The sequence below is a fragment of the Paenibacillus ottowii genome, assembly GCF_050516475.1.
In the GTDB taxonomy this organism is placed as follows: domain Bacteria; phylum Bacillota; class Bacilli; order Paenibacillales; family Paenibacillaceae; genus Paenibacillus; species Paenibacillus ottowii.
Window position 1 is genome coordinate 4,168,447 of record NZ_CP191577.1, and the last position, 21,462, is coordinate 4,189,908.

Here is a 21,462-nt window from a genome sequence, read left to right on the forward strand (position 1 = left end):
GATTTAGTTTTTGATTCATTCCAACACTGGATGAACACGACAAAGAGAGGATGAATAGACATGTGCGGAATTACAGGTTTCATACAGTGGAACGGAGACTTGATGCATCAATCTGAGCTACTGCTGAAAATGACGCAAACGCTCTCCGATCGCGGACCGGATGCTGCCGGTACCTGGATATCCAACCCGTGTGCTTTCGGACACCGAAGACTAAGCGTAATGGACCCGGAAAATGGGGCTCAGCCCATGATCCGGCAGCTTGAGGATATCACTTATACGATTGTATATAACGGGGAAATATATAACGCGCCTGAACTGAAAAAAGAGCTGCAACAGCGCGGACATTTTTTCCGTACACAATGCGACACAGAGGTACTGCTCGAATCCTATATCGAATGGGGCCCGGATTGTGTAGATCGGTTGAACGGGATTTTTGCATTTGCAGTCTGGGATAGTGAGCGGGAACAGGTATTTCTGGCACGGGATCGACTGGGAGTAAAGCCGTTATTTTATAGCCAAACTGAAGATGTATTCGTATTTGGCTCCGAACCCAAATCGCTGCTCCAGCATCCAGCGGTAGAGGCAGCCGTAGATGCCGAGGGCTTGGCAGAAATCTTTATCATTGGTCCTGCCCGCACCCCCGGACATGGCGTCTATTCCTCGATGAAGGAGCTGCGTCCCGGACATACCCTTACCTACAGCCGCGACGGCGTACGCATTCAAGCTTACTGGAAGCTGGAAAGCATTGCGCATGAAGATAACACCGAAGAAACGGCACTCAAGGTACGAGAGTTGTTAATGGATACTGTGGAGCGACAGCTTATTTCGGATGTACCGGTATGTACCCTATTATCTGGCGGACTGGATTCAAGCGCCTTGTCCGCATTAGCTGTCGATTATTACAAACGTACCGGGCAGGGACAAGTTCATACGTATTCAGTCGATTATGTGGATAACGACAAGCATTTTAAAGCCCATGCGTTCCAGCCCGGAGCCGATGCACCCTGGATACAGCGGATGGTCGATGAATTAGGGACAAATCATCATTGGATTGAATTCGATACACCAGAAGTTGTAGCAGCTTTGAATAACTCCACGCTAACGCGGGATTTACCAGGAATGGCCGATGTGGATTCATCACTGTATCTCTTTTGCCGGGAGATCAAAAAGGGTGCGACTGTTGCCATTTCTGGTGAAGCTGCGGATGAAGTGTTTGGCGGATATCCATGGTTCCATCGAGAGGAAATGCTGAATTCGGGCACATTCCCGTGGGCGGTTGCTCCCGATATGAGGGCGAGTCTGCTATCTCCTGAGGTGCGGGACTGGATCAAGCCGCTGGAGTATTTGAACGACCGCTATTCAGAAGCAATCGGAGAAGTACCGAAGCTACCGGGAGAAACAGGAAAAGCTGCGCAAATGCGTGTCATGTCCTATTTGAACATCACCCGCTTTATGCCTACCCTGCTGGATCGCAAGGATCGGATGAGTATGGGGGTTGGACTCGAAGTCCGGGTGCCGTATTGCGATCATCGGCTGGTGCAATATGTATGGAACATTCCGTGGAGCATTAAGATGACCGGCGGACGTGAAAAAGGTATCTTGCGCAAAGCGCTGGAGGGCGTATTACCGGATGATGTGCTGTATCGTAAAAAAAGCCCGTATCCCAAAACGCATAACCCCTCCTATCTTGCCGCTGTGAAAAAGCAGGCACTGCAACTGCTGGATGATTCCTCTTCCCCACTGCTCAAGCTGATTGATGTGCAAAAGGTACGGGATATTGCTGCTTCACCGGAGGCATCCACCAATCTGCCGTGGTTTGGCCAGCTGATGTCGGGTCCCCAGTTATTTGCCTACTTGACCCAAGTGGATAACTGGCTGCGCACTTACAAGGTGGCTATTCGATAAAAACAGGAAAATAACCAAAAAGGCTATCCGCAGCTTATGACTGACGGATAGCCTTTTTGGGTATATGACAGGCTTATAATTCGTCCTGTTATCCAACTATGCCTGTGGACTGCCCAGCTTTGTTACCAAATTACGCAGGGCTATGCCTCGATGACTGATAGCCTGCTTTTGTTCCAATGTTAGCTCGGCCATTGTCTTTTCAAACTCTGGCAAGTAGAACAGCGGATCATATCCAAACCCACCGCTACCCGCGGTTTCAGTCGTAATCCAGCCCTCGACGGAGCCCGTCGATTCCAACGTCTCCCCAGTCTGTGGATTATACAGAATGAGGGTACAGACAAATTGTGCTGGGCTCAGCAAAGGCTGTCCAGTATCATCACCAAGCTGCTTGGATTCCAGAACATCAAGCAGCTTAATATTATTTTCGTGATCGCTGGCACCTTCTCCAGCATAACGGGCTGAATATACCCCCGGCGCACCGTCCAGCAAGTCCACGCACAGGCCGGAATCATCAGCCAGCACTGGCAATCCGAGCGCATCTCCCACCGCTTTGGCTTTTTTCAGTGCATTTTCGGCAAAGGTTGTGCCATCCTCAACGACATCAGGAATGTCGGGATAATCATACATACTTCTGACTTCCTTGCCAAACGGGGCAAAAGCATGTGCAAACTCCCGTACCTTCCCTTTATTCTTCGTAGCGACAATGACGACTGGACCATCCAGACGCATCAGGCTCCAGCTCCTGTACGTCCAGCACCGATCTTATCAGCAATCGGTCCGAGCACTTCTTTCTGACGCTCGATCATTTGCAGAATCCCTTGTTCGCCCAAGCTGAGCAGCTGATCCAATTCCTGACGGTCGAATGGGCTTTCTTCTCCTGTACCTTGCAGTTCAACGTATTTGCCACTGCCAGTCATGACGAGATTCATGTCCACCTTGGCTTTGGAATCCTCTTCATAATTCAGATCCAGCAACGCCTTCTCGCCAACAACCCCTACGCTGACCGAAGCCAGAAAATCCGTAATAGGGAACACAGGCAATTTGTGCTGGGTCGCAATTTTATTTACGGCAATCGCCAACGCTACGAAAGAACCGGTAATGGAGGTGGTACGTGTTCCGCCATCCGCCTGAATGACGTCACAGTCCAATGTAATCGTCCGTTCACCAAGCGCCTGCAAATTGACAACCGAACGCAACGCTCTTCCGATCAGACGCTGAATTTCCATAGTACGGCCTGTCAACTTGCCGCGTGCAGCTTCACGCTGATTACGGCTATGTGTCGCCCGTGGAAGCATGGAATATTCTGCGGTCACCCAGCCTTTTCCTTGACCTTTCATAAAGGGTGGCACGCGCTCTTCCACCGTAGCCGTACAGATGACTTTCGTCTCGCCAACCTCTATAAAAACAGAGCCCTCTGCGTATTTATTTACTCCTGCTGTCAATTTCATCGGGCGCAGCTCATCACCGTTTCGTCCGTTAGATCTACTCATGCTTTTTCCTCCTACGTCGTATGCAACCTGTTCTTATATGTTTATTTTACCAAAGTGTGCAGGCAAAAGCACCCCAAGAACGATTCTCTGTCCTTAAAGAGGAATTTCGTTAATGTGCTGCGGCTTGGACACAGGCTCTCCATAATTTTGATTATTTTGACCCATCACGCTTTTCTCACCATTCAGTTCAATGCGAACTTTCGTTTTGAGTGCATCATCCGAATTGTCCGTCGCCGTCAGTACGACTGATTCCAAAAATTCAGCAGGCACGGCTTCCCCCTTGGCAAACATATCATCCGAGAGTGATACCGTGATGACGTTATCCTTGGAGCGTTCTACCGATTTCAGCGCCGTCTCCCCTGTCATTACTTCCTGCAATCCATCCTTGGTCTGTGGCCCTTGAATTAATTGATGCAGCGCTGACTGGACACGATCTTTTTCCGGACTGACCAGTCGTGTTACAGGTACATAATATTGAACTCCAGCAGGAGAAGATGAAGAGAAATACACAGTGACAGGACTGGAATCCAGAGGGGTCACACCATGACCGACCTCCAAATTAATCCCTACAGCACGCGTCAACGGCTGATCCAGCGGTGTGCCACCAACAGGCATTTCGTTTAGCTTTTTGCCATCCACCCAAATCTGTACGCTCTTAATATCAGGACGGTCAGTTAGTGTCCAGGTCAAGCTTTCCATTAATTTGCGTTCTTCCTCTGGCTTATAGTTGGCGAAAGATTTATTGAATTCAACAACAGCCAGCTTGTTGCTCTTGTCCACCGTCACACTTTTCACTTCCGTACCTTGGGGCAGTACACCCTTAAATCCCTCTGGTAATAAGCCAGCATACGGCCCGCCCTCAACCAGCGTTTCCAGCGCAGACTTGGCATCTGTCTGTACATCACCTGTAGCAATCGGTAAAGATATAGGGGCCAGCAAGCCGTTATGATCTTGCAAAAAAACAGCCCTCAACTGCCCGGTCGTGGCAGGTGCATTTCCGGTTACAGCCTTAATCATGGACTGCTCTGTCGTGGACGGCGGAGGGTCAATGGACGCGGCTTCGTTGCTGAAAAGACTGCATCCAGACAACAACAGGGGCAGGGATAGCAGCCCGGCTACAGAGGTCATACGCCATGGGTGTTTTATGTTCATAAATGAAGTTCCTCCCTAACAATTTTGTACAGATTGTACTAATATGTATACGAGCCCCGCGTAAAAAATAACTACTTTTTCAGCAGACTGGACACACTGGTCATAATTACAGTAGAAATTAGGAACTACACGAGGAGGGTAACTTCAACTTTATGGACAAGAAAAAAGCACCTTACAGCCTGAATAGTAAAAAGGTAGCCGATGCCACCCGCGAGTGGCTGCACAAACGTGGTGTAAGTATGACTGAAATCGCTGAACTGGTTATGCTTTTACAGAAAAAGTATTACCCGAACCTAACGATGGAAGAATGTATTGAAAATGTGGACAAGGTGCTGATGAAGCGTGAGGTTCAAAATGCCGTGCTTACAGGCATCCAGCTCGATATTCTTGCGGAACAGGGCGCGCTTCTCCCCCCATTGCAGGATATGATTGAAAATGATGAGGGATTATATGGGGTGGATGAAATTCTAGCTTTCTCCATCGTCAATGTGTACGGCAGCATTGGATTTACCAATTACGGTTATGTGGATAAGCTCAAACCAGGTGTGCTCGAACGCCTGAACGATAAAAGCCTTGGACCGATTCATACGTTTCTAGACGATATTGTGGGTGCGATCGCAGCTTCGGCTAGCAGTCGTATCGCGCATCGCAAGCAGGCCGAGCGCGAGCAGGAGCTTGGGGAAGAAAGCGCACCGAATACAACACGCTAAATACGATATACCAACTCAAAATACGCGATGGATGCAACATATATATAGGGTAAGAGGAGAACTAGACATGGCAAATGTAACTGATGGATATACAATCCGTACGATGAGGGCTGATGATTATGATCAGGCTATTGAGCTGTGGAATGGCTTAGACGGATTGGGATTAAGCGAGGCCGACTCACCGGAACGGATTGCACGCTTTTTGCAGCGGAATGAAGGACTTAGCTTTATCTGTGAATACGCTGGAAACATCATAGGCACGATTTTAGCAGGTCATGATAGTCGCAGAGGGTTTCTGTATCATCTGGGTGTAGCCGCAGAACATCGTGGTCATGGGATTGCGCCCAGACTGGTGGATAGAGCCTTATCTGCTTTGCTCACAGAAGGCATAGATAAATGTCATCTGTTTGTGATGGAGCATAATGCAGGGGGGCAACGTTTCTGGTCAGCTAACGGCTGGGAGAAGCGAGATGGGATTTTATTGTATTCGCGAGGTCTGCGATAGTAACATGAACGCTTGATCTATATAACTTGATCTATCTAAATAGAAATGCCGGGTCTGATTTAATTGAGCCAGAAACGATCAGACCCGGTGCATAAAAAATCACAGTATTTTTAATAGCAGTCCGGGTGACTAAAGAATAGGTAATCTTGATTCTTGAATTGCAATCAATTTTGAGGTCGTAGTGTACGTTCTACAATATTAAGTGTGGTTTGACGAGAGAAAAATCGGGATACTTGAGCTACCCAATAGTTTTGTCGACCCGATATCATATGACTGCGCCCTTTTTCAAATGCTTTCAAGGCATTCTTGACGACAGTCTGCGGCGTTTCTCTGGAACCTACAGAGGCTTCACTCGAGCCTACCACATCAAAAAACGAGGTTTCGGTTGCACCAGGACAGAGGGCGAGCACTTTGAGTCCCCGTTTTCGATTTTCCGCCCACAGCGCTTCGCTAAACGAAAGCACGAATGCTTTGGTTGCTCCATATACAGCCATATAGGGATCGGGCTGAAATGCAGCGGTGGATGAAACATTGATGAGTCCCCCATCTCTGTTCCGCAACAAATCAGGCATAAATGCATGTGTGATGTCGACTAAAGCAGCCACATTGAGCATCACTTCCTCATGCTGTCGCTCTCCTGAAATCTGCTCAAAGTACCCATAGGTGGCAAAACCCGCGTTGTTAATCAGAAGATCTACCTTGAGTTGTTGCTTTTGAACCTCCAAATGCAGTGTTTGGGGAGCTCCGGGTGAGGATAGATCGAGCACAATCACCGTAGCTTTTACGTTATATTTAGCGGAGAGCTCTTTTGCCAGTTCTTTTAATTTGGTTTCATTGCGCGCTACCAAAATGAGATTACAGTTCCTGACCGCGAGCGAAAAGGCAAATGCCTCGCCAATCCCGGATGATGCCCCTGTAATAAGTGCTGTCTTGTTTGCATACATAAACATGATGATGACCTCCATAGTATCGTTGTTTTATCCCAGAAACACTGTTACCATTACTTTATAATGAACTGAAGTCACCCCAATGACGACCTCAGTACACTTCATATTTACGCTGGAGATGACGAGGGTTTGCATGCATCGAGCGTATTCTTCAGTGTAAATGCATACACCTCTTGCGCCATGTCCACATTCAAAAAATGACCTGCAAATTGTAGATGTATTACTCCGTGTAAAGCTGACCACAGCATTCGAACAACCAGCAGCGGGTCCTGCTCTTTCAGTGCTCCTTGCTCCATAGCGTGTATAACGGTTTGCAGGATTCGCGATAGCGCCGTGGTGGTGCCCTCCAAGCTCTGTTCATCCGGCTTAAAATCAGATAATGCCCCGCCAAACATCATTTTGTAAAAGGCTGAGTGAAGCCGCCCAAATTCCCAGTATGCCCAGCATAAAGCTTCCAGATCAGCGAGTACGTTTAGGGTAACAGGTACTTGTTGAAAGGTTTCAGCCAATAGCCGGCATCCATCCAGATACATCTCATTGGCAAGACCATCCTTACTGCCAAAAATACTGTAAATGATCTTGGTGGAACAGCTTAACTTCTGTGCAACTCGCCGTACAGTCACAGCCTCAGGCCCTTCTTCTACAAGAAGAATGCATGCGGCATCAATCACATTCTTGCGGAGCAATTGCTGCTGCTGTAACTTCACCTCAGAATAGGTTTTATAGGGTTGTGAGGACTCGGACATCGTTCAATGCACTTCCTTTTTTCATTTCGGTAACACTGTTTCTACACAGAATCATAGTATTTCATCCTTGTATGTTTGTCAAATAAAAAAGAGCGCCACATAAGTAGATACACTTACTGCGCTCTGGTCGGATATTTAAAGATAAAGCTATGTTTTGCGTACCACGATCAATAGGCAATGCCCACCCTGGTACGAATAAAATCACAACTCTTCGATTGACGATAGGTAAAATCAGCTGTATCCGCAGTGGTAATTTGTGAACCGTCTTCGGGCAAAAAGTCTTTCTCCACGCGATATACACCTGTACGTCCGCCATCCGGCAGATAGGTCGGACATACGATTGTCCAGTCTAGTGCCGAATCACGCAGCAATTCATACACCCGCCGATGCTCCTCGGCTGCTCGGGTGCTGCGTCGCCGGGTATCTGCGGATTCGTATCGATACAGGCTCGGTTCGGTCCGGCTTTGCAAAATCCCTGCCGTTCCTACTGTAATGAGGCGACGAATGGACTGCTCCTGCATCAGCTGGATCAACAGGCCTATACTTACAGATAGCGTGGTGGTTCCATCTGTATTCAGCGCACTAATCACAACTGTTGGCCCACCCTTCAGCGCTTGCGCTATATCCTCGGCGTTGGTGGCATCACCTTGTACGATTTGCAGCTGTGTCCCGTATCGAGATGCGAAATCCTTCAACTTATTCGGTGAACGAACTAGGGCAGTTACGGTATGACCATCCGTTAGCGCATAATCTAATATAAAACGGCCCACTCTTCCAGTAGCTCCCAGCAGCAGCAAATTCATAAAAGCCTCTTTTCCGGCATACATGCCGCTCATGTTGTTCTGTCATGTTGCGTTTCCATGATGTTGAGTCATGTCACTCATATTTTTTCCTCCATTATTTACGAGGCATGGGGATAAAAGCGCGTGATAGGACTCTCCTCGCTCATAAAGGCTCGCTCACGGCGCACCAGCTCTACTAGGTGGGCCAGCGTCTCAGACATGGCAAACCTTAGCTGGTGAATACCCAGCTTTTCTCCGAACACGGCAATGCACAGCTCATAGGCTGTACTGCCTCCCGGTTGGATGAGCTGCTGGAATTTCTCCAGCCGTTCTTCATGATGCGCCAGCAATGCTTGCGTGCGTTCGCGAAAATACCCAAACGGATTGCGGTGTCCGGGGTATGCCCATGCGACCTCCAGCTCACCTAGGCACTGCAAGCCGTCTATATAAGACTTCAGCGGCTGGGCATCACTGCCTGGCAGCAGACTGATATTAGGAGAAATCTGTGGCAATACCGCGTCACCGCACAGAATAACGCCGCTATTCGGCTCATATAAGGACACATGTCCAGGTGCATGCCCTCCAGTCTCTACGGGCATCCAGCTGCGTCCAGCCCATTCCAGACGAGTGTTGATTCCGACAGGAATGAAGGTAATCTCAGGCTGCGGATTCACTTGCAAATAAGCCTGCTGCATATGTACTTCCAGGGCTGATACCTGCTCCAAAGGAAAACCATGCTGGACAAAAAAGCTGGGCAGCCGCTTCTCCATGGCGGTCGTCGATTCTGGGTCAGCCCACATCATCATCGCTTCCTTATGGCTGCGAGCTGACATATGTACGCGAGCCTGACCTTGCTGCTGCATCCACCCCGCCAATCCGTAATGATCGGGGTGATGATGAGTCACCACAATGTCCGAAATATCCTCAAAGGACATTCCCAGCTGTTGGAAGACATATGCCCATTCCGCCTCTGTATCCAGATTGCGCGGACCTGGGTCTACAATTGTAAAACCATACTGTCCCTTGAGCACATAGCTATTCACCCAGCGCAGCGGAAAGGACATGGATATTTTGACCTGAAAGCCTCCGTCTATTCGCTCACACGGCGTAAGCTCTGGCAATTTCATGGTTTCCCCTCCGCCCTTCTGTTTCAAGCCCGCATACCGACAAAAATCATTCGGGGCGAAGCATCTTCCATATATTGATCTTCATCATAACTTCCGTGCACTTGCTCTACGGATAGCCCCGCTTGTTCGAGCAATTCACGGAACTTTTCATACGGATATAGCTTTACTCGTTCATAGTACACACGCTCGGGTTCTGCATCAACCTGGGTGGTACCCAGATCAGAGACTGATTCTGTGGTCGTCACAGATGCGGCTGACCGAATGGCAATTTGCTTTTTCACAAATCCATCTTCAATGACCCGGTGCTCCTCAATCCAATTCCCTTCATCCTCCCGAGACGAATGCGGCACCAAATGAGCAGCTACGTAGGAAGGGTTCAAATAATCTATAATAAAGCGGCCTCCCGGTTTCAACAGCCGATGAATTTCCTTTAATACTTTAAGCTGCTCCTCATCCTTCTCAAAATAACCGAAGGAGGTAAACAAATTGACCACCGCATCAAAGCTTTCTTCCAGCGGCACTGCTCGCATATCTCCTTGATACCAGCTTACCCGCCCTTCGGTATCCGCTGCACGGGCCTCTCTCAGCAGTACATTGGAAAGATCCACACCTGTCACGTTATAACCTGCATCAGCGAGTGCAAGAGAATGCCGTCCCATCCCGCAGCATAAATCCAGTACGCTGGAGCCTTGCGGTAATTTGAGCCAGGAGATCATTTTTTGCACTTCCTGATAGGCTCCCTGAAAGTCGCGATGCTTGTATACTAATAAATAATCTTCCCCAAAGCTTTGCTCGTACCATTCTGCCATATCGTTTCTCCTCCATGAACTCATTTCGCTCTATTACATACTATATTAGCTTTTTCAAACTGGAAACTCAAAAACATTACGAATAAGTATTTTGCAAAGTCAAAAAAGCTTTCCATCATGAGAGCATGTTACAATAATCGTATTTGAGCTTAAATAATCATAGGAACTTCATACCCACTTCATGTGATTTACCCCATTTTACCATTAAAATGAATCATGGGAATGCCTTTAAAGAGGTTTCATGCAGGAAAGGAGGGCAAAGGTATGATTCAAATTGGACTGACGGGTTGGGGCGATCACGATGACTTGTATCCAGTAGGGACTAAAGCTAACCAAAAACTAAGGGTCTATGGAAGCCATTTTCCAGTAGTCGAGATGGATAGTTCTTTTTATGCGGTACAGCCAACGGATCGTATGGCACGCTGGGCAGCGGAAACTCCTGACTCCTTCTCATTTCTCGTCAAGGCCTATCAAGGCATGACTGGCCATACCCGCGGCAAACAGCCTTACTTCAAAACCATTGATGCGATGTATGAGGCACTACATGCGTCCATACTGCCTCTTCGCGAAGCGGGCAAGCTCAAAGCTGTGCTGTTTCAGTATCCGCCCTGGTTTGACTGTACACGTGAAAATGTCGCCATCCTGCGAGACACGAAAAATAGGATGGGAGAGGTCCCATCCGTACTTGAATTCAGACATCAAAGCTGGTTCACACCAGATTTTCGGAAGCAAACGCTGGCATTTATGCATGAGGAAGGCTGGATACATAGCGTATGCGACGAGCCGCAGGCAGGACCCGGGTCGGTTCCCATTGTGCCACAGGCTACAGACAGCAACCTGACCATCGTACGTCTCCATGGACGAAACGTATCAGGTTGGAATCAAAGCTCTGCGCCTAATTGGCGGGAGGTTCGTTATCTGTATCGGTACAATGAACAAGAATTGGCCGAATGGAAAGACAGATTGCTGGAGCTGGAACAGCAAAGCCGTGAGGTATGCGTGATATTCAACAACAATTCAGGTGGAGACGCCGCTGCCAACGCCAAGCAGCTCATGACCATGCTGGGCATGGAGCCTAAGCCTTTTCCACCTCGCAACCCACCTGATGCGGATCAAGGGCCAGAACAGCTTGAATTATTTTGAGGACCGGGCTGTGGATAAATGATTGGGAATTACCTTCCTGAGCTTGCGTTCGTTATCCAATAGATGAGGATCGTCAGGCAAATAACGTAAAGCGGCTTGGTTGTGCTCATACGAAGCTTCCAGCTTACCTATATGGGCGTAGCAATGACTGAGCCGCACATGAGGTAGCCAGGAGTAGCATGGTAACGGGACAGGTCGCAGACCAGGAAGGTGATGCTGTTGCTCCAATGCTTTGTCATACCAGTATGCAGCAGTGCTCCATTCGTCTCTTGTGAAAAACCAGTCCCCGATCATGCAGCACAAATCTGCTTGCGGGACACCGTATCGAAAAGAGTGTAACAGACGATCCAGCTGTCGCTCAGGCTTCCCGAGATGGAGATAGCATTCAGCCGCTCTCGCACAAGCAGTAATCCGATCCTCCCGGTAGCCGCTCGGCTCCTCCAGCAGCTGATCGAAGGCCTCTGCTGCCTCGGCGTATGCTCCACGGTCAAAGCATTCATTAGCGTGAAAATACAGCAGACGCCCTTCCAGCTTGCCGCTTTCGCTGATCCATCGGGCGAGAATACGTTGGTTACGGAGCGTATGGTCGTGCATTCGGCGATGTGTTACTGCCACATCCGCATGCACGATTTGCCCCTGAGGTATCACCAGATCTTCATGCAGGCGCCCTTCCCAGCGGTATTGTCGTTCTCGTTTCACAAGGCGAGTTCGACGCGAGCTGAACAACGGCTCCCCCTGCTCACCCTCCGCCAAATGAAGTGGCATCACCACTGCGTCGATATGCTTAGGCAAACGCTGCTTTAAGGAACGCAGACGTTCACGATCAGGTTCGAGCAGCACATCATCCGCATCCAGCCACATGATATAGGAACACGTTGCCTTGTCAAACGATTCATTACGAGCGGCGGCAAAATCATCCTTCCATTCAAACGTGTAGATCCGATCCGTATAGCGGGCTGCTATCGTCTTTGTCTGATCTGTCGATCCTGTGTCCACGATGATGATTTCGTCCACCAGGTCTGCGACCGAATCCAGACACCGAGCCAGTGCCTGCTCCTCATTTTTTACGATCATGCACAAGCTGATGGTCATTGGATGCTCAGTCATGACTTCACGTCATCCCCTTTACTGTTGGCTGACTCTTCCGTTGTTGTTCCGGTAGACTTGCCATCAGTATATGCATCTCTCCTCTCAGCCTGCCTCTTGTCTATCTGTTCGACACGCGCATACCTTTCCAACGGCAATAGTTGTTGCTCCAGTTGCCGGATTCGTTGTACCGCCTTGTCTAGTGCAGCCTTTCGCTGATTCATTTTGCGAACATGCTGCTGCTCAACCTGTTGGAACTGCTCCTCGTCCAGTTGCATCCACTTATTCAGATGCTCTGCCCCTGGCTTAGCCTCTCGCAGCTCTTTCGGCTTCTTGCGGCCTGCAAAGCACAAATATTTATGCTGCACCTCGAGCGCTTGTTCTGTAAAGTAAGGATACAGCACTCGGGAGAGACTTCCGCCATAGTAAGTTCGTTTATGATCGTGAAATGGATGGTATCCATAAGGAACAGACAGGACGAGCGTGCCTTTTTTATTCAACAGGCGGTAAGCATGAGCCAGCAGAGTGTCGGGGTGTGCAAAATGTTCCAAAATCTCTCCTAAAATAATCGTGTCAAATCCACCGGGAGGACGCTCAAACTGTGAAATGTCTTTTAATTGGAAGTGGACACGTTTTCTGACAGGTGCAGATTCCTGACGAAGTTCTTTTTTTGCATAAAAAATGCTGTCCTCTTCCAAATCAATAGCCGTTACCTCAAAGCCTTCCCGCGCGAGCAAAATGGACGTAATCCCCTGGCTGCACCCGACATCCAGCACGGTACGCCCCTGTACATGGCGACAAATCCAGTGGATTCGATTACGGGTGGCTTCATGAGATTCCTCCGAATTAATCTGCCCGTAATAACGTTCGTTTACCTGATCACGGTTAGCCAATAGCGGCGCCCCCTCCGTTACCAGGATGCCCCAAAATCACGACATGTCCACCTGTGCAATGTGCAGTCGCATTACGTGTATCGAAGACCAGCGGAGCATGGTCAACCAGCTGTTGGTAGTTCACCACCGAATGGTCTGTCGTAATGACTACGATATCCGCACTTTCCCACAGCTGGGCATTAGCCGTACGAGATGGGATTTCTTCACCGTTCAGTTTAAAACTCGATACATACGGGTCAGTGAAGCTAACGGAAGCGCCCAATTTTTTTAGATGCTCAAACAGGACAAGAGCCGGAGATTCCCGAACATCATCAATGTCTTTTTTATAAGCCACACCTGCCAGAATGATGTTGGCCTTGTTTATGGCTTTCCCTTCCTGAGCGAGCATGGATTCGATTCGCTCTGCGATATACAGCGGCATACGCCGATTCATGCGGTCTGCCAGCTCTACGAATTCCAGCGGAAAACCGTGCTGCTCCGATTTCCACGACAGATAAAGCGGATCAACCGGAATACAGTGTCCCCCAATGCCGGGTCCCGGATAAAAAGGCATATAGCCGAACGGCTTGGTTGCTGCTGCATCCAGTACCTCCCATATATTGATGCCAATTTTCTCACAGGCCGCTGTCAGCTCATTGACCATCCCAATGTTGACACTGCGGAACGTATTCTCAAACAGCTTGGCGGCTTCCGCCACGGTTGTCGAGCTAACCGGAACAATCTGCTCCAAAAAGGTCCCGTAAAAACCTGCTCCCGCTGCCAGACAATCCGGTGTGCAACCGCCGATCACCTTGGGAGTGTTGCGAATGTTAAAACGGACGCTGCCCGGATCGACACGTTCCGGCGAAAAGCACACATAAAAATCCTTACCCACCGTCCAGCTCCTGCGCTGCTCTATCACTGACCGGATCAATTCCTCGGTCGTTCCCGGATAGGTGGTGCTTTCCAGAATCAACAACGTTTGTTTGCGCAAATGAGGTATGGCCTGATCAATTGCCGTCTCAATATAGGACGTATCCGGCTGATGTCCGTCCGTCAGTGGCGTAGGCACACAAATCACGACGATATCCGCATGCTCCAGCACCTTGATATCCGTAACTGGATGCAATTGCTGCCCAATCAGACCTTCCAATGCATCATCGCCAATGTCTATGATGTACGACTTTTCTTGAAGCAGCTTGGCTACTTTGACAGGATCGGAATCCACACCATATACATCATAACCAGCCTTTGCCATTTCTACTGCCATGGGCAGCCCTACATAACCGAGGCCGATCACAGCCACCTTTACCGTTCCTTTTGTGATTTTTTCCATAAGCTGCAAAATACCCACCTCTTTCATCGTTACTCCATACCTTGCAGTAACTCCGCAATTCCAGCGCGATCCATTAACTCATCATCGGAGCGATATTGTTCGAATTTCACCCGCTCCAATCCACCATATTGACTCAGCAAGCGCTTGTCTGCTTGCTGGGGAAGAATAACAAAATAACGATCATCATAACGGTACGTGTACGGCACCTCATAGGGTGAAATCAGCACCTCATGCAGCTTTTCCCCACCACGTATACCGATTTCCTGCACTTTTAACTCAGGCTTTCCCGCCTGTTCTTTCATTACTTCTGCCAAATCTGCGATATTGCAGCCCTTCATTTTCATCACGAGTGTCTCTCCACCAATCGCTGTGACAGAAGCCTTCAGCAGCAGACCAATTGCTTCCCCAAGCGTGAGGAAGAATCGTGTCATATGTGGGCTCGTCAGCGTTAAATCCTGTCCTTCCGCGATCTGGCGTTTGAACAGGGGCACGACACTCCCACTCGTCCCGAGCACGTTGCCGCCACGAATACACACAAAGCGCGTACGTTCACTTAATGCGTTGGCGCGAATCATCAATCTTTCGCCAATGGCCTTGGTCATGCCATATACATTCACCGGGTCTACCGCCTTGTCTGTAGAGACATCAATGACCTTGGCGACGCCCTGTTCGATGCTGGCCCGAATCACATTTTCCGTACCATGAACGTTCGTCTTGAAAGCCTCTTCCGGTTGTTTTTCACACACAGGGACATGCTTTAAGGCCGCCAAATGGAACACATAGTCTACCCCGCGACAAGCCTCCTGCAATGCCTGAAGGTCCCGAATATCTCCAATTATGAAATTCAGCCGGGGATCAGACTGAAATTGCCGCTGCATGGCAATCTGTGCAAATTCACCACGTGAGAAAATGCGAATTTCCGCTGGTTCCTCCTTCAGCAATTCAGCTGCTAGGCGTTGCCCCCAAGATCCTGTTCCTCCGGTCACCAGCAGTTTTTTTCCTCTGAACAATATAATCTCCTCCTGACCGTTACGAATTGGCCATGCTTGTGCCCAAAAATTCAGCCAGCACCGCGTTCATCTCATGTTCTGAGAGTCGATCCTTGGCTGGCACCTTTTTCACCGAAGTATTGGCAGCATGAATGACATTCACATAGTTGCGAAGCGGAATCACCTCATGCGGCAGCTCCGTTACATATCCGTGCGTGCCTTTTCCAGGAATAACGACACGGTAACCATTCAGAAAATCCTCTACTTGATAGCGGAACACATAAAAGGAAGGCGAACGGTGAAACACAGGTGCCATTTGGCCCTCAACCGCATCCCACAAGTACCCCATTTGGTTTACCAGCGCAACCGTATCCGGTTGAAACTTGTAATCATGCAATTGCTGTACAAAGGACTGGTGGTACAAATCGTCGGAATCAATTCTAGCAATGAGTAGTTCGTCCGCACCTTCGATATATGCATTGATACGACGTTTACTTTCAATGCTCGTACCAAAACGGATGTGGTCGGGAATGGGCTCACGTTGGGCCAATTCATCTTCCACAATGTCGCTGCATCCGCCCGCCAGCTTGACGACAGATAAGAAATCCGCATTCGTCTGGTTGAGTAGACTGCGCAGCGTAAAGGTTCTGAAAATATCCAGCCGCTCGCTAATCCACTCACGTGTCAGGCGGTTAGGATTCATTCCATAGTTATTAAAATTAATTTCAATCACAATCTTGCGATTCATTGAACTTCCTCCCTTTCATCCGTCTCCTCTCAAGTTATGAAACCGCTCCTGAAACGGCACGTACAGATACAACAACTCTCGCAAAAATAGGTAAAATCTAAAAAGAATAGCCGTTCATACAAAAATATTTTTGCTTTCGACATATGATAGAATACAAAGTTTTTTGGTCCATCTGAAAAATGAAACAAGCAGGACTGACAGGGAGGAACCATGATATGACGAATCCAAAGTATCTGGAGATAGACGAGGTACTGAGACGTTTGAAGCAGGCACTCGATCAGCACCAACCCTTTTCGCTTATCCGTATTGGGGATGGTGAAAATTTAGTGTTGGCGCAGGACACCGTCTGGCCGATGGAAAAGGTGTTACAGGAACGTTGGGCGGTCAAAGCTAATCTCGGTCAAAAGGGACTGTTTCTGCCGAATACGAAACTACGAGATGCGGTGGCTGTAGCAGTGAGCAAAGCCAGTATTACTGGCATTTTGCCCTATGATGACGAATCTATTAAAGCACCATCCTATATGAAACGGGAGCTGACGGATCAGGTTTTTGCTCACTATGGTCTTGCTCCTGCGCTGACTTGCCATGCCTGCCTGAATCGATATATGGCGCAGACGACCGCATTCTGGGATATTCTGAAAAATCGACGCATTCTGCTGGTGACCCGGACGGCCGCTGAAGTCAAACCTGTTCTTGAAACCGAGCCGTACAGGCTGCATATCGCGCACACGATCGCATTTCATCAATATGAACAGATGCCTGAAACACTCGGGTGGATCGCAGCACACAAAGATGACTTTGATATTGCGCTGTTCTCTTGTGGTGTCAATGCGGTGGTATTGGCGCAACAAACAGCAGAATTAACCGGCAAAGTAGGTATTGACTTCGGCAAGGCGATAAACATCGTCATGTTCGGCAAAGCGAATTAAAGAATAAAAGTGCTAGTCTAAAAAAACAACTTCATTTTCTGTGCTCCGTGTATCCAAAAAAGCACCCACAAATTAAATTTTGCGGGTGCTTTTGCTATCAAATACTGTCCTAAACTTACTTACAAATAGAATTTGAGATTCTCTGTCACTTCTTTTACAATATTACAGAAACTAGCATTCATTCGAGATTACGAGGAGGATGTTGAATATGTCGCATAACAAGAGATTGAAGACATACCCGCTTGCAAAAGCAAAGCATGTAAAGGTTCATGGCCGAACTACGCCAACCCTCACCCCTCTTACTCTGTTTTGGACAGGCAGCGGCATAGAATTAAATATGAAAGGCTCAGAGCTATGGATTGAAATAGAAGCTGATTATCAGATGTATGAGTCCTGGATTAGCATTGTTGTCAATGGTGTCCCGATGAGTCGCCTGATGGTGACCACTGGACGGCATTGGATCTGTCTTCTAAGAGGTTTGAACTCTGACACGGTCAAAAATGTTCGTGTAGTCAAGGATGTCCAGCCTATGAGCTCGGACCCACGCTGCTTGTTGCAAATTCATGCCCTGAAGGTTGACGGAGAATTGCTGCCCGTCCCTGATAAGCCCCTTAAGATAGAATTTATCGGTGATAGCATTACTTCGGGAGAGGGATCAATTGGAGCAAAGGAAGAGACCGACTGGGTTCCTATGCTGTTCACGGCCCTACGCAATTATACAGCCATAACAGCCGAAGCACTAAATGCGGATTACCGAGTGTTCTCACAAAGCGGATGGGGTGTGCTAACAAGCTGGGATAACAACCCCCATGGGAACATACCGACATATTATGAGCAGATATGTGGTGTACTCACCGGCGAAAGAAATGAAGCATTAGGGGCCTTTGCCGATCATGATTTTACCTCCTGGCAGCCGGATGTGGTTGTAGTGAATTTGGGGACCAATGACGGTGGGGCCTTTTATTCTCCAGCATGGACAGACCCGGTCAGTGGAAAAGTCTACAAGCAACGCTTGAATGAGGACGGCACGTTCAATGAAGAGGATGTACAAGCTTTTGAAAACGCTGCCGAACATTTTCTGGTCAAGCTTCGGACCTGTAATCCTGCTGCCCATATTGTGTGGGCCTATGGGATGCTTGGTACTCCCATGATGCCAGCGATCTACCGGGCGGTAGACGCGTATAAGAAAAAAACAAAGGATCGGAAGGTGTCGGTGTTCCAACTGCCGAACACGACAGAAGAAACAATAGGATCTCGCAGCCACCCCGGACTCTCTGCCCATACTAAAGCAGCAGATGAGTTGACTAGGTATTTGCGAGAAATCTTAAAAAATTAGAAGCCGGGAAGCACAAGCAACTTTGTTGAATACGCTTATGAGGGAAATTTCAATAACTAAATTTACAATAACCAGATTATTTGTGCTCTGGGTGTTGTGGTTAAACATCTAGCCACGAGCCTGTGGCAAATGTCTGCCCCAGACTCGTGGCTGCTAAGCTTGGAGTCCGTCGACATGACCATAGAAGACTATGAACAGGCAGCGAACTTCTGATAGGAATCCTTGTCTGATATATTTATAAAAACGGAGTTGAGGCAATGCCCGTGAACACTTCCGGACCATTACGGACAGTGGTCGATACGCCCGAAATATAAGAAGAATATACCGTTTGCATTGCCCAAGGAGCGGACAAGTCCTGTGCATTAAAAGCTTGTGTTTCATTAGCTCCATTCACGCCCAGTACCCCCTCGGCGCGGTAAACTACCTCGTTCGGATCATAGTCGGCTCCACGCACGATTTCCACCGCATACGTATCACCAAGCTCACCGATTAGGCCAATCGAACCACTAAAAGTCACAACCGGACTTGGCACAAGAAAAGTCCGCAGCGTAATCAAACCGAATCGCTCAGGTACAGAACCCAGTTGAATATCGGGGCCCTCACCTGTTTTTGATGAATTGGTGGAGCTTCTCATATCCAGAAAAAAACCCATACCTTATCCCTCCAAATTGCAAGATACTGCATGTTATGCAAGCAATTTCTTAGACGTATTGGACAAATTAGCAATAAATCTATTAATCCAGCTCCAAAAAACCGATAGTAAATACATATGGTGTAAGCTTTTGAAATGAATATATAGATAGAAAGTAGGGGTTAGATGAAACAACTGAAACGACTGAAAACATTAACACTACGCAAGAAATTGACAGCAGCTTTCTTGCTGGTCATGCTTGTTCCTAGTATTATCGTGGGCTCTTTCTCATATCGGGCAGCGTATAACCAGACAGACCGCCAATTACTGGACAGTGCGACGTCTAGCGTGACTGCAGCTGATCGCGCTGTTACTCAAACGATTCAAGCCAAAATCGCCGATCTCGAATATTACTCTACAACGTTGACCGCTAGTGATAACAGTGCTGAAGCAGATGATGCCATTCTAAAAAGGTTACAAGTATATTTGAAAATGCATGCGGAAGCTGTTGATATGTTTGTAGGAACTCCCGAAGGTAAGCTCATTATTGGCAAAGCCGTAGGCTCCACAAACGATCCTCGTGAGCGTCCGTGGTACAAACAGGCTATGGAGAAACCTGGACAAACCGTGATCAGCCCGGTCGGACTCAATACGGCTAAGGTCCCCGTTGTGTATATTTCACGTACACTTCCCGACAACAGTGGTGTTCTCGGTCTTTCCCTGAACCTGAATAATTTAAAAGAGATTACAAAGTTGAAAATCGGACAAAACGGCTATATTGTGATATTTGATAGCACCAAACGTATTGTTACCCACCCGACAGAAGTCAGCGGAAGTACCAAAATAGGAGAAAAAGTACCAAAATTGTTTGCCTCCAACGAGGGCAACTTCGATTACAATGTTGCTGGTGTAGCTAAACATCTGATTTTCAAAACCAATGCGCTGACAGGTTGGAAAATTGCCGGAACGATGGACAAATCCGAAACCCGTGCCTCAGCTCAACCGATTCTTCTCACGACGATCGTAGTGTTGATAATTTCAGCCATCGTTATTGGTGTGCTCGCAATGTGGCTAATCAACAGTATACTTAAGCCGATCCATAGATTGCGCAATTCTATGGATGCCATCAGCCAAGGTAATCTGACGATTAATGTGGCTACGACCAATAAAGATGAAATTGGTGAACTATCAAGATATTTCCAACAAATGGTGGATAACCTGCGTAACATGATTAGAGAAATTCAAGCAATGACAGGTAATTTGTCAGCATCCTCGCAAGAGCTTGCCGCAGGCGCAGAACAAACGACCCGTGCCATCGAGCATGTAACTATAGCTATTCAAGATGTGGCCGCAGGCAGCGAACGCCAGTTGGACAGCGCTAAAGATAATCAGGAACGGGTTAGCGGCATGTCTGCTGACATTACAGCTATGACCGAAACTATGGCTGAAATGACCACTTACTCCACACAAGCTATCCAAGCGTCGGATGCAGGCAGTGAGCATATCGGCAACAGCGTCGTCTCCATCGATGGTATTCGCACTACCGTAGAGGAGCTCGATACGATTATCAGTGCTTTGAGTGACCGATCCGGACGAATCGGAACGATTGTCACCGTCATTACGGAAATCGCTAGCCAGACGAATCTGCTCGCACTGAACGCTTCTATCGAAGCAGCACGTGCAGGGGAGCATGGCAAAGGTTTTGCTGTCGTAGCCACAGAGGTCCGCAAGCTGGCTGAAAACTCAGCTTATTCCGCACAGCAAATTCGCGAACAGATTCAAGGGATACAGGGCGGTGTATCTGAAGCCCTGATCGCTATGGAATCTGCCAAGGAACGTGTAACTGAAGGCATCAATTCCATTGATCTATCCGGTCGCTCCTTCTCGCGCATCCGTAGAGCGGTGGCCAAATCGGCGAAACAGCTCGATAACGTGGCCGCTTCTACTGCTGGAGTCGCTAATGGAACGAGTGCAGTCGTTAGCAGCATAGAGGAAATTACTCGCATCGCTGAAGAAGCAGCATCTCATACCGAGACTGTGTCTGCAGCCGCAGAGGAACAGCTCGCCTCCATGGAAGAGATCGGTTCGTCTGCCGCAGATTTGACCCGTCTGGCAGAGCAGCTTCAGAATTTACTGACACAATTCCAATTGGATGAAACAAAATAACCATTCCTACCGATAAATACAGAGAAAGCCAATTGCCAAAATAAAGGAGGATG

Annotated in this window: 21 protein-coding genes; 7 read left to right on the forward strand and 14 right to left on the reverse strand. The window is 48.3% G+C overall.

From position 1 onward, the window contains the following. The first annotated feature begins 60 nt into the window (after positions 1-60). Positions 61-1,905 carry an asparagine synthase (glutamine-hydrolyzing) gene (asnB, locus tag ACQQ6X_RS19355; protein ID WP_305166639.1) on the forward strand — a complete coding sequence of 615 codons (1,845 nt, stop codon included), beginning with the start codon at positions 61-63 and terminating at the stop codon, positions 1,903-1,905. A gap of 96 nt (positions 1,906-2,001) precedes the next feature. Here asnB and ACQQ6X_RS19360 read toward each other — a convergent pair whose 3' ends face one another. The 3 genes from ACQQ6X_RS19360 to ACQQ6X_RS19370 form a co-directional block, all read right to left on the reverse strand. Further along, entirely contained in the window at positions 2,002-2,634 is a 633-nt protein-coding gene (locus ACQQ6X_RS19360) for an XTP/dITP diphosphatase (RefSeq protein ID WP_305166640.1), read from the reverse strand. Beyond that, positions 2,634-3,395 (reverse strand): ribonuclease PH, encoded by a 762-nt coding sequence (gene rph, locus ACQQ6X_RS19365; protein WP_149034097.1) that lies wholly within the window; start codon positions 3,393-3,395, stop codon positions 2,634-2,636. The genes ACQQ6X_RS19360 and rph overlap by 1 nt, the downstream gene beginning before the upstream one ends. A 93-nt stretch (positions 3,396-3,488) precedes the next feature. Beyond that, positions 3,489-4,547 carry a GerMN domain-containing protein gene (locus ACQQ6X_RS19370; protein ID WP_305166641.1) on the reverse strand — a complete coding sequence of 353 codons (1,059 nt, stop codon included), beginning with the start codon at positions 4,545-4,547 and terminating at the stop codon, positions 3,489-3,491. Positions 4,548-4,699: 152 nt separating this feature from the next. On the opposite strand from ACQQ6X_RS19370, the gene ACQQ6X_RS19375 reads away from it, so the two are divergent. Next, entirely contained in the window at positions 4,700-5,257 is a 558-nt protein-coding gene (locus ACQQ6X_RS19375) for a phosphatidylglycerophosphatase A family protein (protein ID WP_149034099.1), read from the forward strand. Between the two features lie 67 nt (positions 5,258-5,324). Then, entirely contained in the window at positions 5,325-5,762 is a 438-nt protein-coding gene (locus ACQQ6X_RS19380) for a GNAT family N-acetyltransferase (protein WP_305166642.1), read from the forward strand. Positions 5,763-5,926: 164 nt separating this feature from the next. Here the strand turns inward: ACQQ6X_RS19380 and ACQQ6X_RS19385 are convergent, their stop codons facing one another. From ACQQ6X_RS19385 to ACQQ6X_RS19405, 5 genes are all read right to left on the reverse strand, one after another. Beyond that, positions 5,927-6,712, reverse strand: coding sequence for an SDR family NAD(P)-dependent oxidoreductase (locus ACQQ6X_RS19385; RefSeq protein ID WP_305166643.1), 786 nt, complete (start codon positions 6,710-6,712; stop codon positions 5,927-5,929). Between the two features lie 104 nt (positions 6,713-6,816). Next, positions 6,817-7,455: a TetR/AcrR family transcriptional regulator gene (locus ACQQ6X_RS19390; protein ID WP_305166644.1), complete on the reverse strand. Its 639-nt coding sequence runs from the start codon at positions 7,453-7,455 to the stop codon at positions 6,817-6,819. A gap of 167 nt (positions 7,456-7,622) precedes the next feature. Then, positions 7,623-8,258, reverse strand: coding sequence for an NAD(P)-dependent oxidoreductase (locus ACQQ6X_RS19395; RefSeq protein WP_305166645.1), 636 nt, complete (start codon positions 8,256-8,258; stop codon positions 7,623-7,625). Positions 8,259-8,356: 98 nt separating this feature from the next. Next, positions 8,357-9,364, reverse strand: a complete 1,008-nt coding sequence (locus ACQQ6X_RS19400) for an MBL fold metallo-hydrolase (protein ID WP_305166646.1) — start codon at positions 9,362-9,364, stop codon at positions 8,357-8,359. Positions 9,365-9,387: 23 nt separating this feature from the next. Further along, positions 9,388-10,173 (reverse strand): class I SAM-dependent methyltransferase, encoded by a 786-nt coding sequence (locus tag ACQQ6X_RS19405; RefSeq protein ID WP_305166647.1) that lies wholly within the window; start codon positions 10,171-10,173, stop codon positions 9,388-9,390. Between the two features lie 264 nt (positions 10,174-10,437). Here ACQQ6X_RS19405 and ACQQ6X_RS19410 point away from each other — a divergent pair, with 264 nt between their 5' ends. After that, the gene (locus ACQQ6X_RS19410; protein ID WP_305166648.1) at positions 10,438-11,316 is read left to right on the forward strand and encodes a DUF72 domain-containing protein; all 879 of its coding nucleotides are present in this window, start codon (positions 10,438-10,440) and stop codon (positions 11,314-11,316) included. Here the strand turns inward: ACQQ6X_RS19410 and ACQQ6X_RS19415 are convergent. From ACQQ6X_RS19415 to ACQQ6X_RS19435, 5 genes are read right to left on the reverse strand one after another with little or no spacing between them, the layout of a single operon-like run. Next, positions 11,308-12,423 carry a tetratricopeptide repeat-containing glycosyltransferase family 2 protein gene (locus ACQQ6X_RS19415; RefSeq protein WP_305166649.1) on the reverse strand — a complete coding sequence of 372 codons (1,116 nt, stop codon included), beginning with the start codon at positions 12,421-12,423 and terminating at the stop codon, positions 11,308-11,310. The genes ACQQ6X_RS19410 and ACQQ6X_RS19415 overlap by 9 nt on opposite strands. After that, positions 12,420-13,295 carry a class I SAM-dependent methyltransferase gene (locus ACQQ6X_RS19420; RefSeq protein WP_305166650.1) on the reverse strand — a complete coding sequence of 292 codons (876 nt, stop codon included), beginning with the start codon at positions 13,293-13,295 and terminating at the stop codon, positions 12,420-12,422. The genes ACQQ6X_RS19415 and ACQQ6X_RS19420 overlap by 4 nt, the downstream gene beginning before the upstream one ends. Beyond that, the gene (locus ACQQ6X_RS19425) at positions 13,288-14,637 is read right to left on the reverse strand and encodes a nucleotide sugar dehydrogenase (RefSeq protein WP_305166651.1); all 1,350 of its coding nucleotides are present in this window, start codon (positions 14,635-14,637) and stop codon (positions 13,288-13,290) included. The genes ACQQ6X_RS19420 and ACQQ6X_RS19425 overlap by 8 nt, the downstream gene beginning before the upstream one ends. Before the next feature lie 2 nt (positions 14,638-14,639). Then, on the reverse strand, positions 14,640-15,620 hold the full coding sequence (locus ACQQ6X_RS19430; RefSeq protein WP_305166652.1) for a polysaccharide biosynthesis protein: 981 nt from the start codon (positions 15,618-15,620) through the stop codon (positions 14,640-14,642). Between the two features lie 19 nt (positions 15,621-15,639). Next, positions 15,640-16,347: a glycosyltransferase family A protein gene (locus tag ACQQ6X_RS19435; protein ID WP_305166653.1), complete on the reverse strand. Its 708-nt coding sequence runs from the start codon at positions 16,345-16,347 to the stop codon at positions 15,640-15,642. Between the two features lie 215 nt (positions 16,348-16,562). Here ACQQ6X_RS19435 and ACQQ6X_RS19440 point away from each other — a divergent pair, with 215 nt between their 5' ends. Both ACQQ6X_RS19440 and ACQQ6X_RS19445 read left to right on the forward strand, forming a co-directional pair. After that, the gene (locus ACQQ6X_RS19440) at positions 16,563-17,276 is read left to right on the forward strand and encodes a GT-D fold domain-containing glycosyltransferase (protein ID WP_305166654.1); all 714 of its coding nucleotides are present in this window, start codon (positions 16,563-16,565) and stop codon (positions 17,274-17,276) included. A gap of 208 nt (positions 17,277-17,484) precedes the next feature. Then, positions 17,485-18,612, forward strand: coding sequence for an SGNH/GDSL hydrolase family protein (locus tag ACQQ6X_RS19445; protein WP_305166655.1), 1,128 nt, complete (start codon positions 17,485-17,487; stop codon positions 18,610-18,612). Between the two features lie 235 nt (positions 18,613-18,847). Here ACQQ6X_RS19445 and ACQQ6X_RS19450 read toward each other — a convergent pair whose 3' ends face one another. After that, positions 18,848-19,264 (reverse strand): hypothetical protein, encoded by a 417-nt coding sequence (locus tag ACQQ6X_RS19450; RefSeq protein WP_305166656.1) that lies wholly within the window; start codon positions 19,262-19,264, stop codon positions 18,848-18,850. 165 nt (positions 19,265-19,429) lie between these two features. Between ACQQ6X_RS19450 and ACQQ6X_RS19455 the strand changes: the two genes are divergently transcribed. Next, positions 19,430-21,409 (forward strand): methyl-accepting chemotaxis protein, encoded by a 1,980-nt coding sequence (locus ACQQ6X_RS19455; protein WP_305166657.1) that lies wholly within the window; start codon positions 19,430-19,432, stop codon positions 21,407-21,409. Positions 21,410-21,462 lie beyond the last annotated feature (53 nt).

What these genes read in the sequence shown, in the direction of transcription:
- asnB (WP_305166639.1), top strand. Translation starts at nt 61, where the DNA reads ATGTGCGGAATTACAGGTTTCATACAGTGGAACGGAGACTTGATGCAT.
- ACQQ6X_RS19360 (WP_305166640.1), bottom strand. Translation starts at nt 2,634, where the DNA reads ATGCGTCTGGATGGTCCAGTCGTCATTGTCGCTACGAAGAATAAAGGG.
- rph (WP_149034097.1), bottom strand. Translation starts at nt 3,395, where the DNA reads ATGAGTAGATCTAACGGACGAAACGGTGATGAGCTGCGCCCGATGAAA.
- ACQQ6X_RS19370 (WP_305166641.1), bottom strand. Translation starts at nt 4,547, where the DNA reads ATGAACATAAAACACCCATGGCGTATGACCTCTGTAGCCGGGCTGCTA.
- ACQQ6X_RS19375 (WP_149034099.1), top strand. Translation starts at nt 4,700, where the DNA reads ATGGACAAGAAAAAAGCACCTTACAGCCTGAATAGTAAAAAGGTAGCC.
- ACQQ6X_RS19380 (WP_305166642.1), top strand. Translation starts at nt 5,325, where the DNA reads ATGGCAAATGTAACTGATGGATATACAATCCGTACGATGAGGGCTGAT.
- ACQQ6X_RS19385 (WP_305166643.1), bottom strand. Translation starts at nt 6,712, where the DNA reads ATGTTTATGTATGCAAACAAGACAGCACTTATTACAGGGGCATCATCC.
- ACQQ6X_RS19390 (WP_305166644.1), bottom strand. Translation starts at nt 7,455, where the DNA reads ATGTCCGAGTCCTCACAACCCTATAAAACCTATTCTGAGGTGAAGTTA.
- ACQQ6X_RS19395 (WP_305166645.1), bottom strand. Translation starts at nt 8,258, where the DNA reads ATGAATTTGCTGCTGCTGGGAGCTACTGGAAGAGTGGGCCGTTTTATA.
- ACQQ6X_RS19400 (WP_305166646.1), bottom strand. Translation starts at nt 9,364, where the DNA reads ATGAAATTGCCAGAGCTTACGCCGTGTGAGCGAATAGACGGAGGCTTT.
- ACQQ6X_RS19405 (WP_305166647.1), bottom strand. Translation starts at nt 10,173, where the DNA reads ATGGCAGAATGGTACGAGCAAAGCTTTGGGGAAGATTATTTATTAGTA.
- ACQQ6X_RS19410 (WP_305166648.1), top strand. Translation starts at nt 10,438, where the DNA reads ATGATTCAAATTGGACTGACGGGTTGGGGCGATCACGATGACTTGTAT.
- ACQQ6X_RS19415 (WP_305166649.1), bottom strand. Translation starts at nt 12,423, where the DNA reads ATGACTGAGCATCCAATGACCATCAGCTTGTGCATGATCGTAAAAAAT.
- ACQQ6X_RS19425 (WP_305166651.1), bottom strand. Translation starts at nt 14,637, where the DNA reads ATGAAAGAGGTGGGTATTTTGCAGCTTATGGAAAAAATCACAAAAGGA.
- ACQQ6X_RS19435 (WP_305166653.1), bottom strand. Translation starts at nt 16,347, where the DNA reads ATGAATCGCAAGATTGTGATTGAAATTAATTTTAATAACTATGGAATG.
- ACQQ6X_RS19440 (WP_305166654.1), top strand. Translation starts at nt 16,563, where the DNA reads ATGACGAATCCAAAGTATCTGGAGATAGACGAGGTACTGAGACGTTTG.
- ACQQ6X_RS19445 (WP_305166655.1), top strand. Translation starts at nt 17,485, where the DNA reads ATGTCGCATAACAAGAGATTGAAGACATACCCGCTTGCAAAAGCAAAG.
- ACQQ6X_RS19450 (WP_305166656.1), bottom strand. Translation starts at nt 19,264, where the DNA reads ATGGGTTTTTTTCTGGATATGAGAAGCTCCACCAATTCATCAAAAACA.
- ACQQ6X_RS19455 (WP_305166657.1), top strand. Translation starts at nt 19,430, where the DNA reads ATGAAACAACTGAAACGACTGAAAACATTAACACTACGCAAGAAATTG.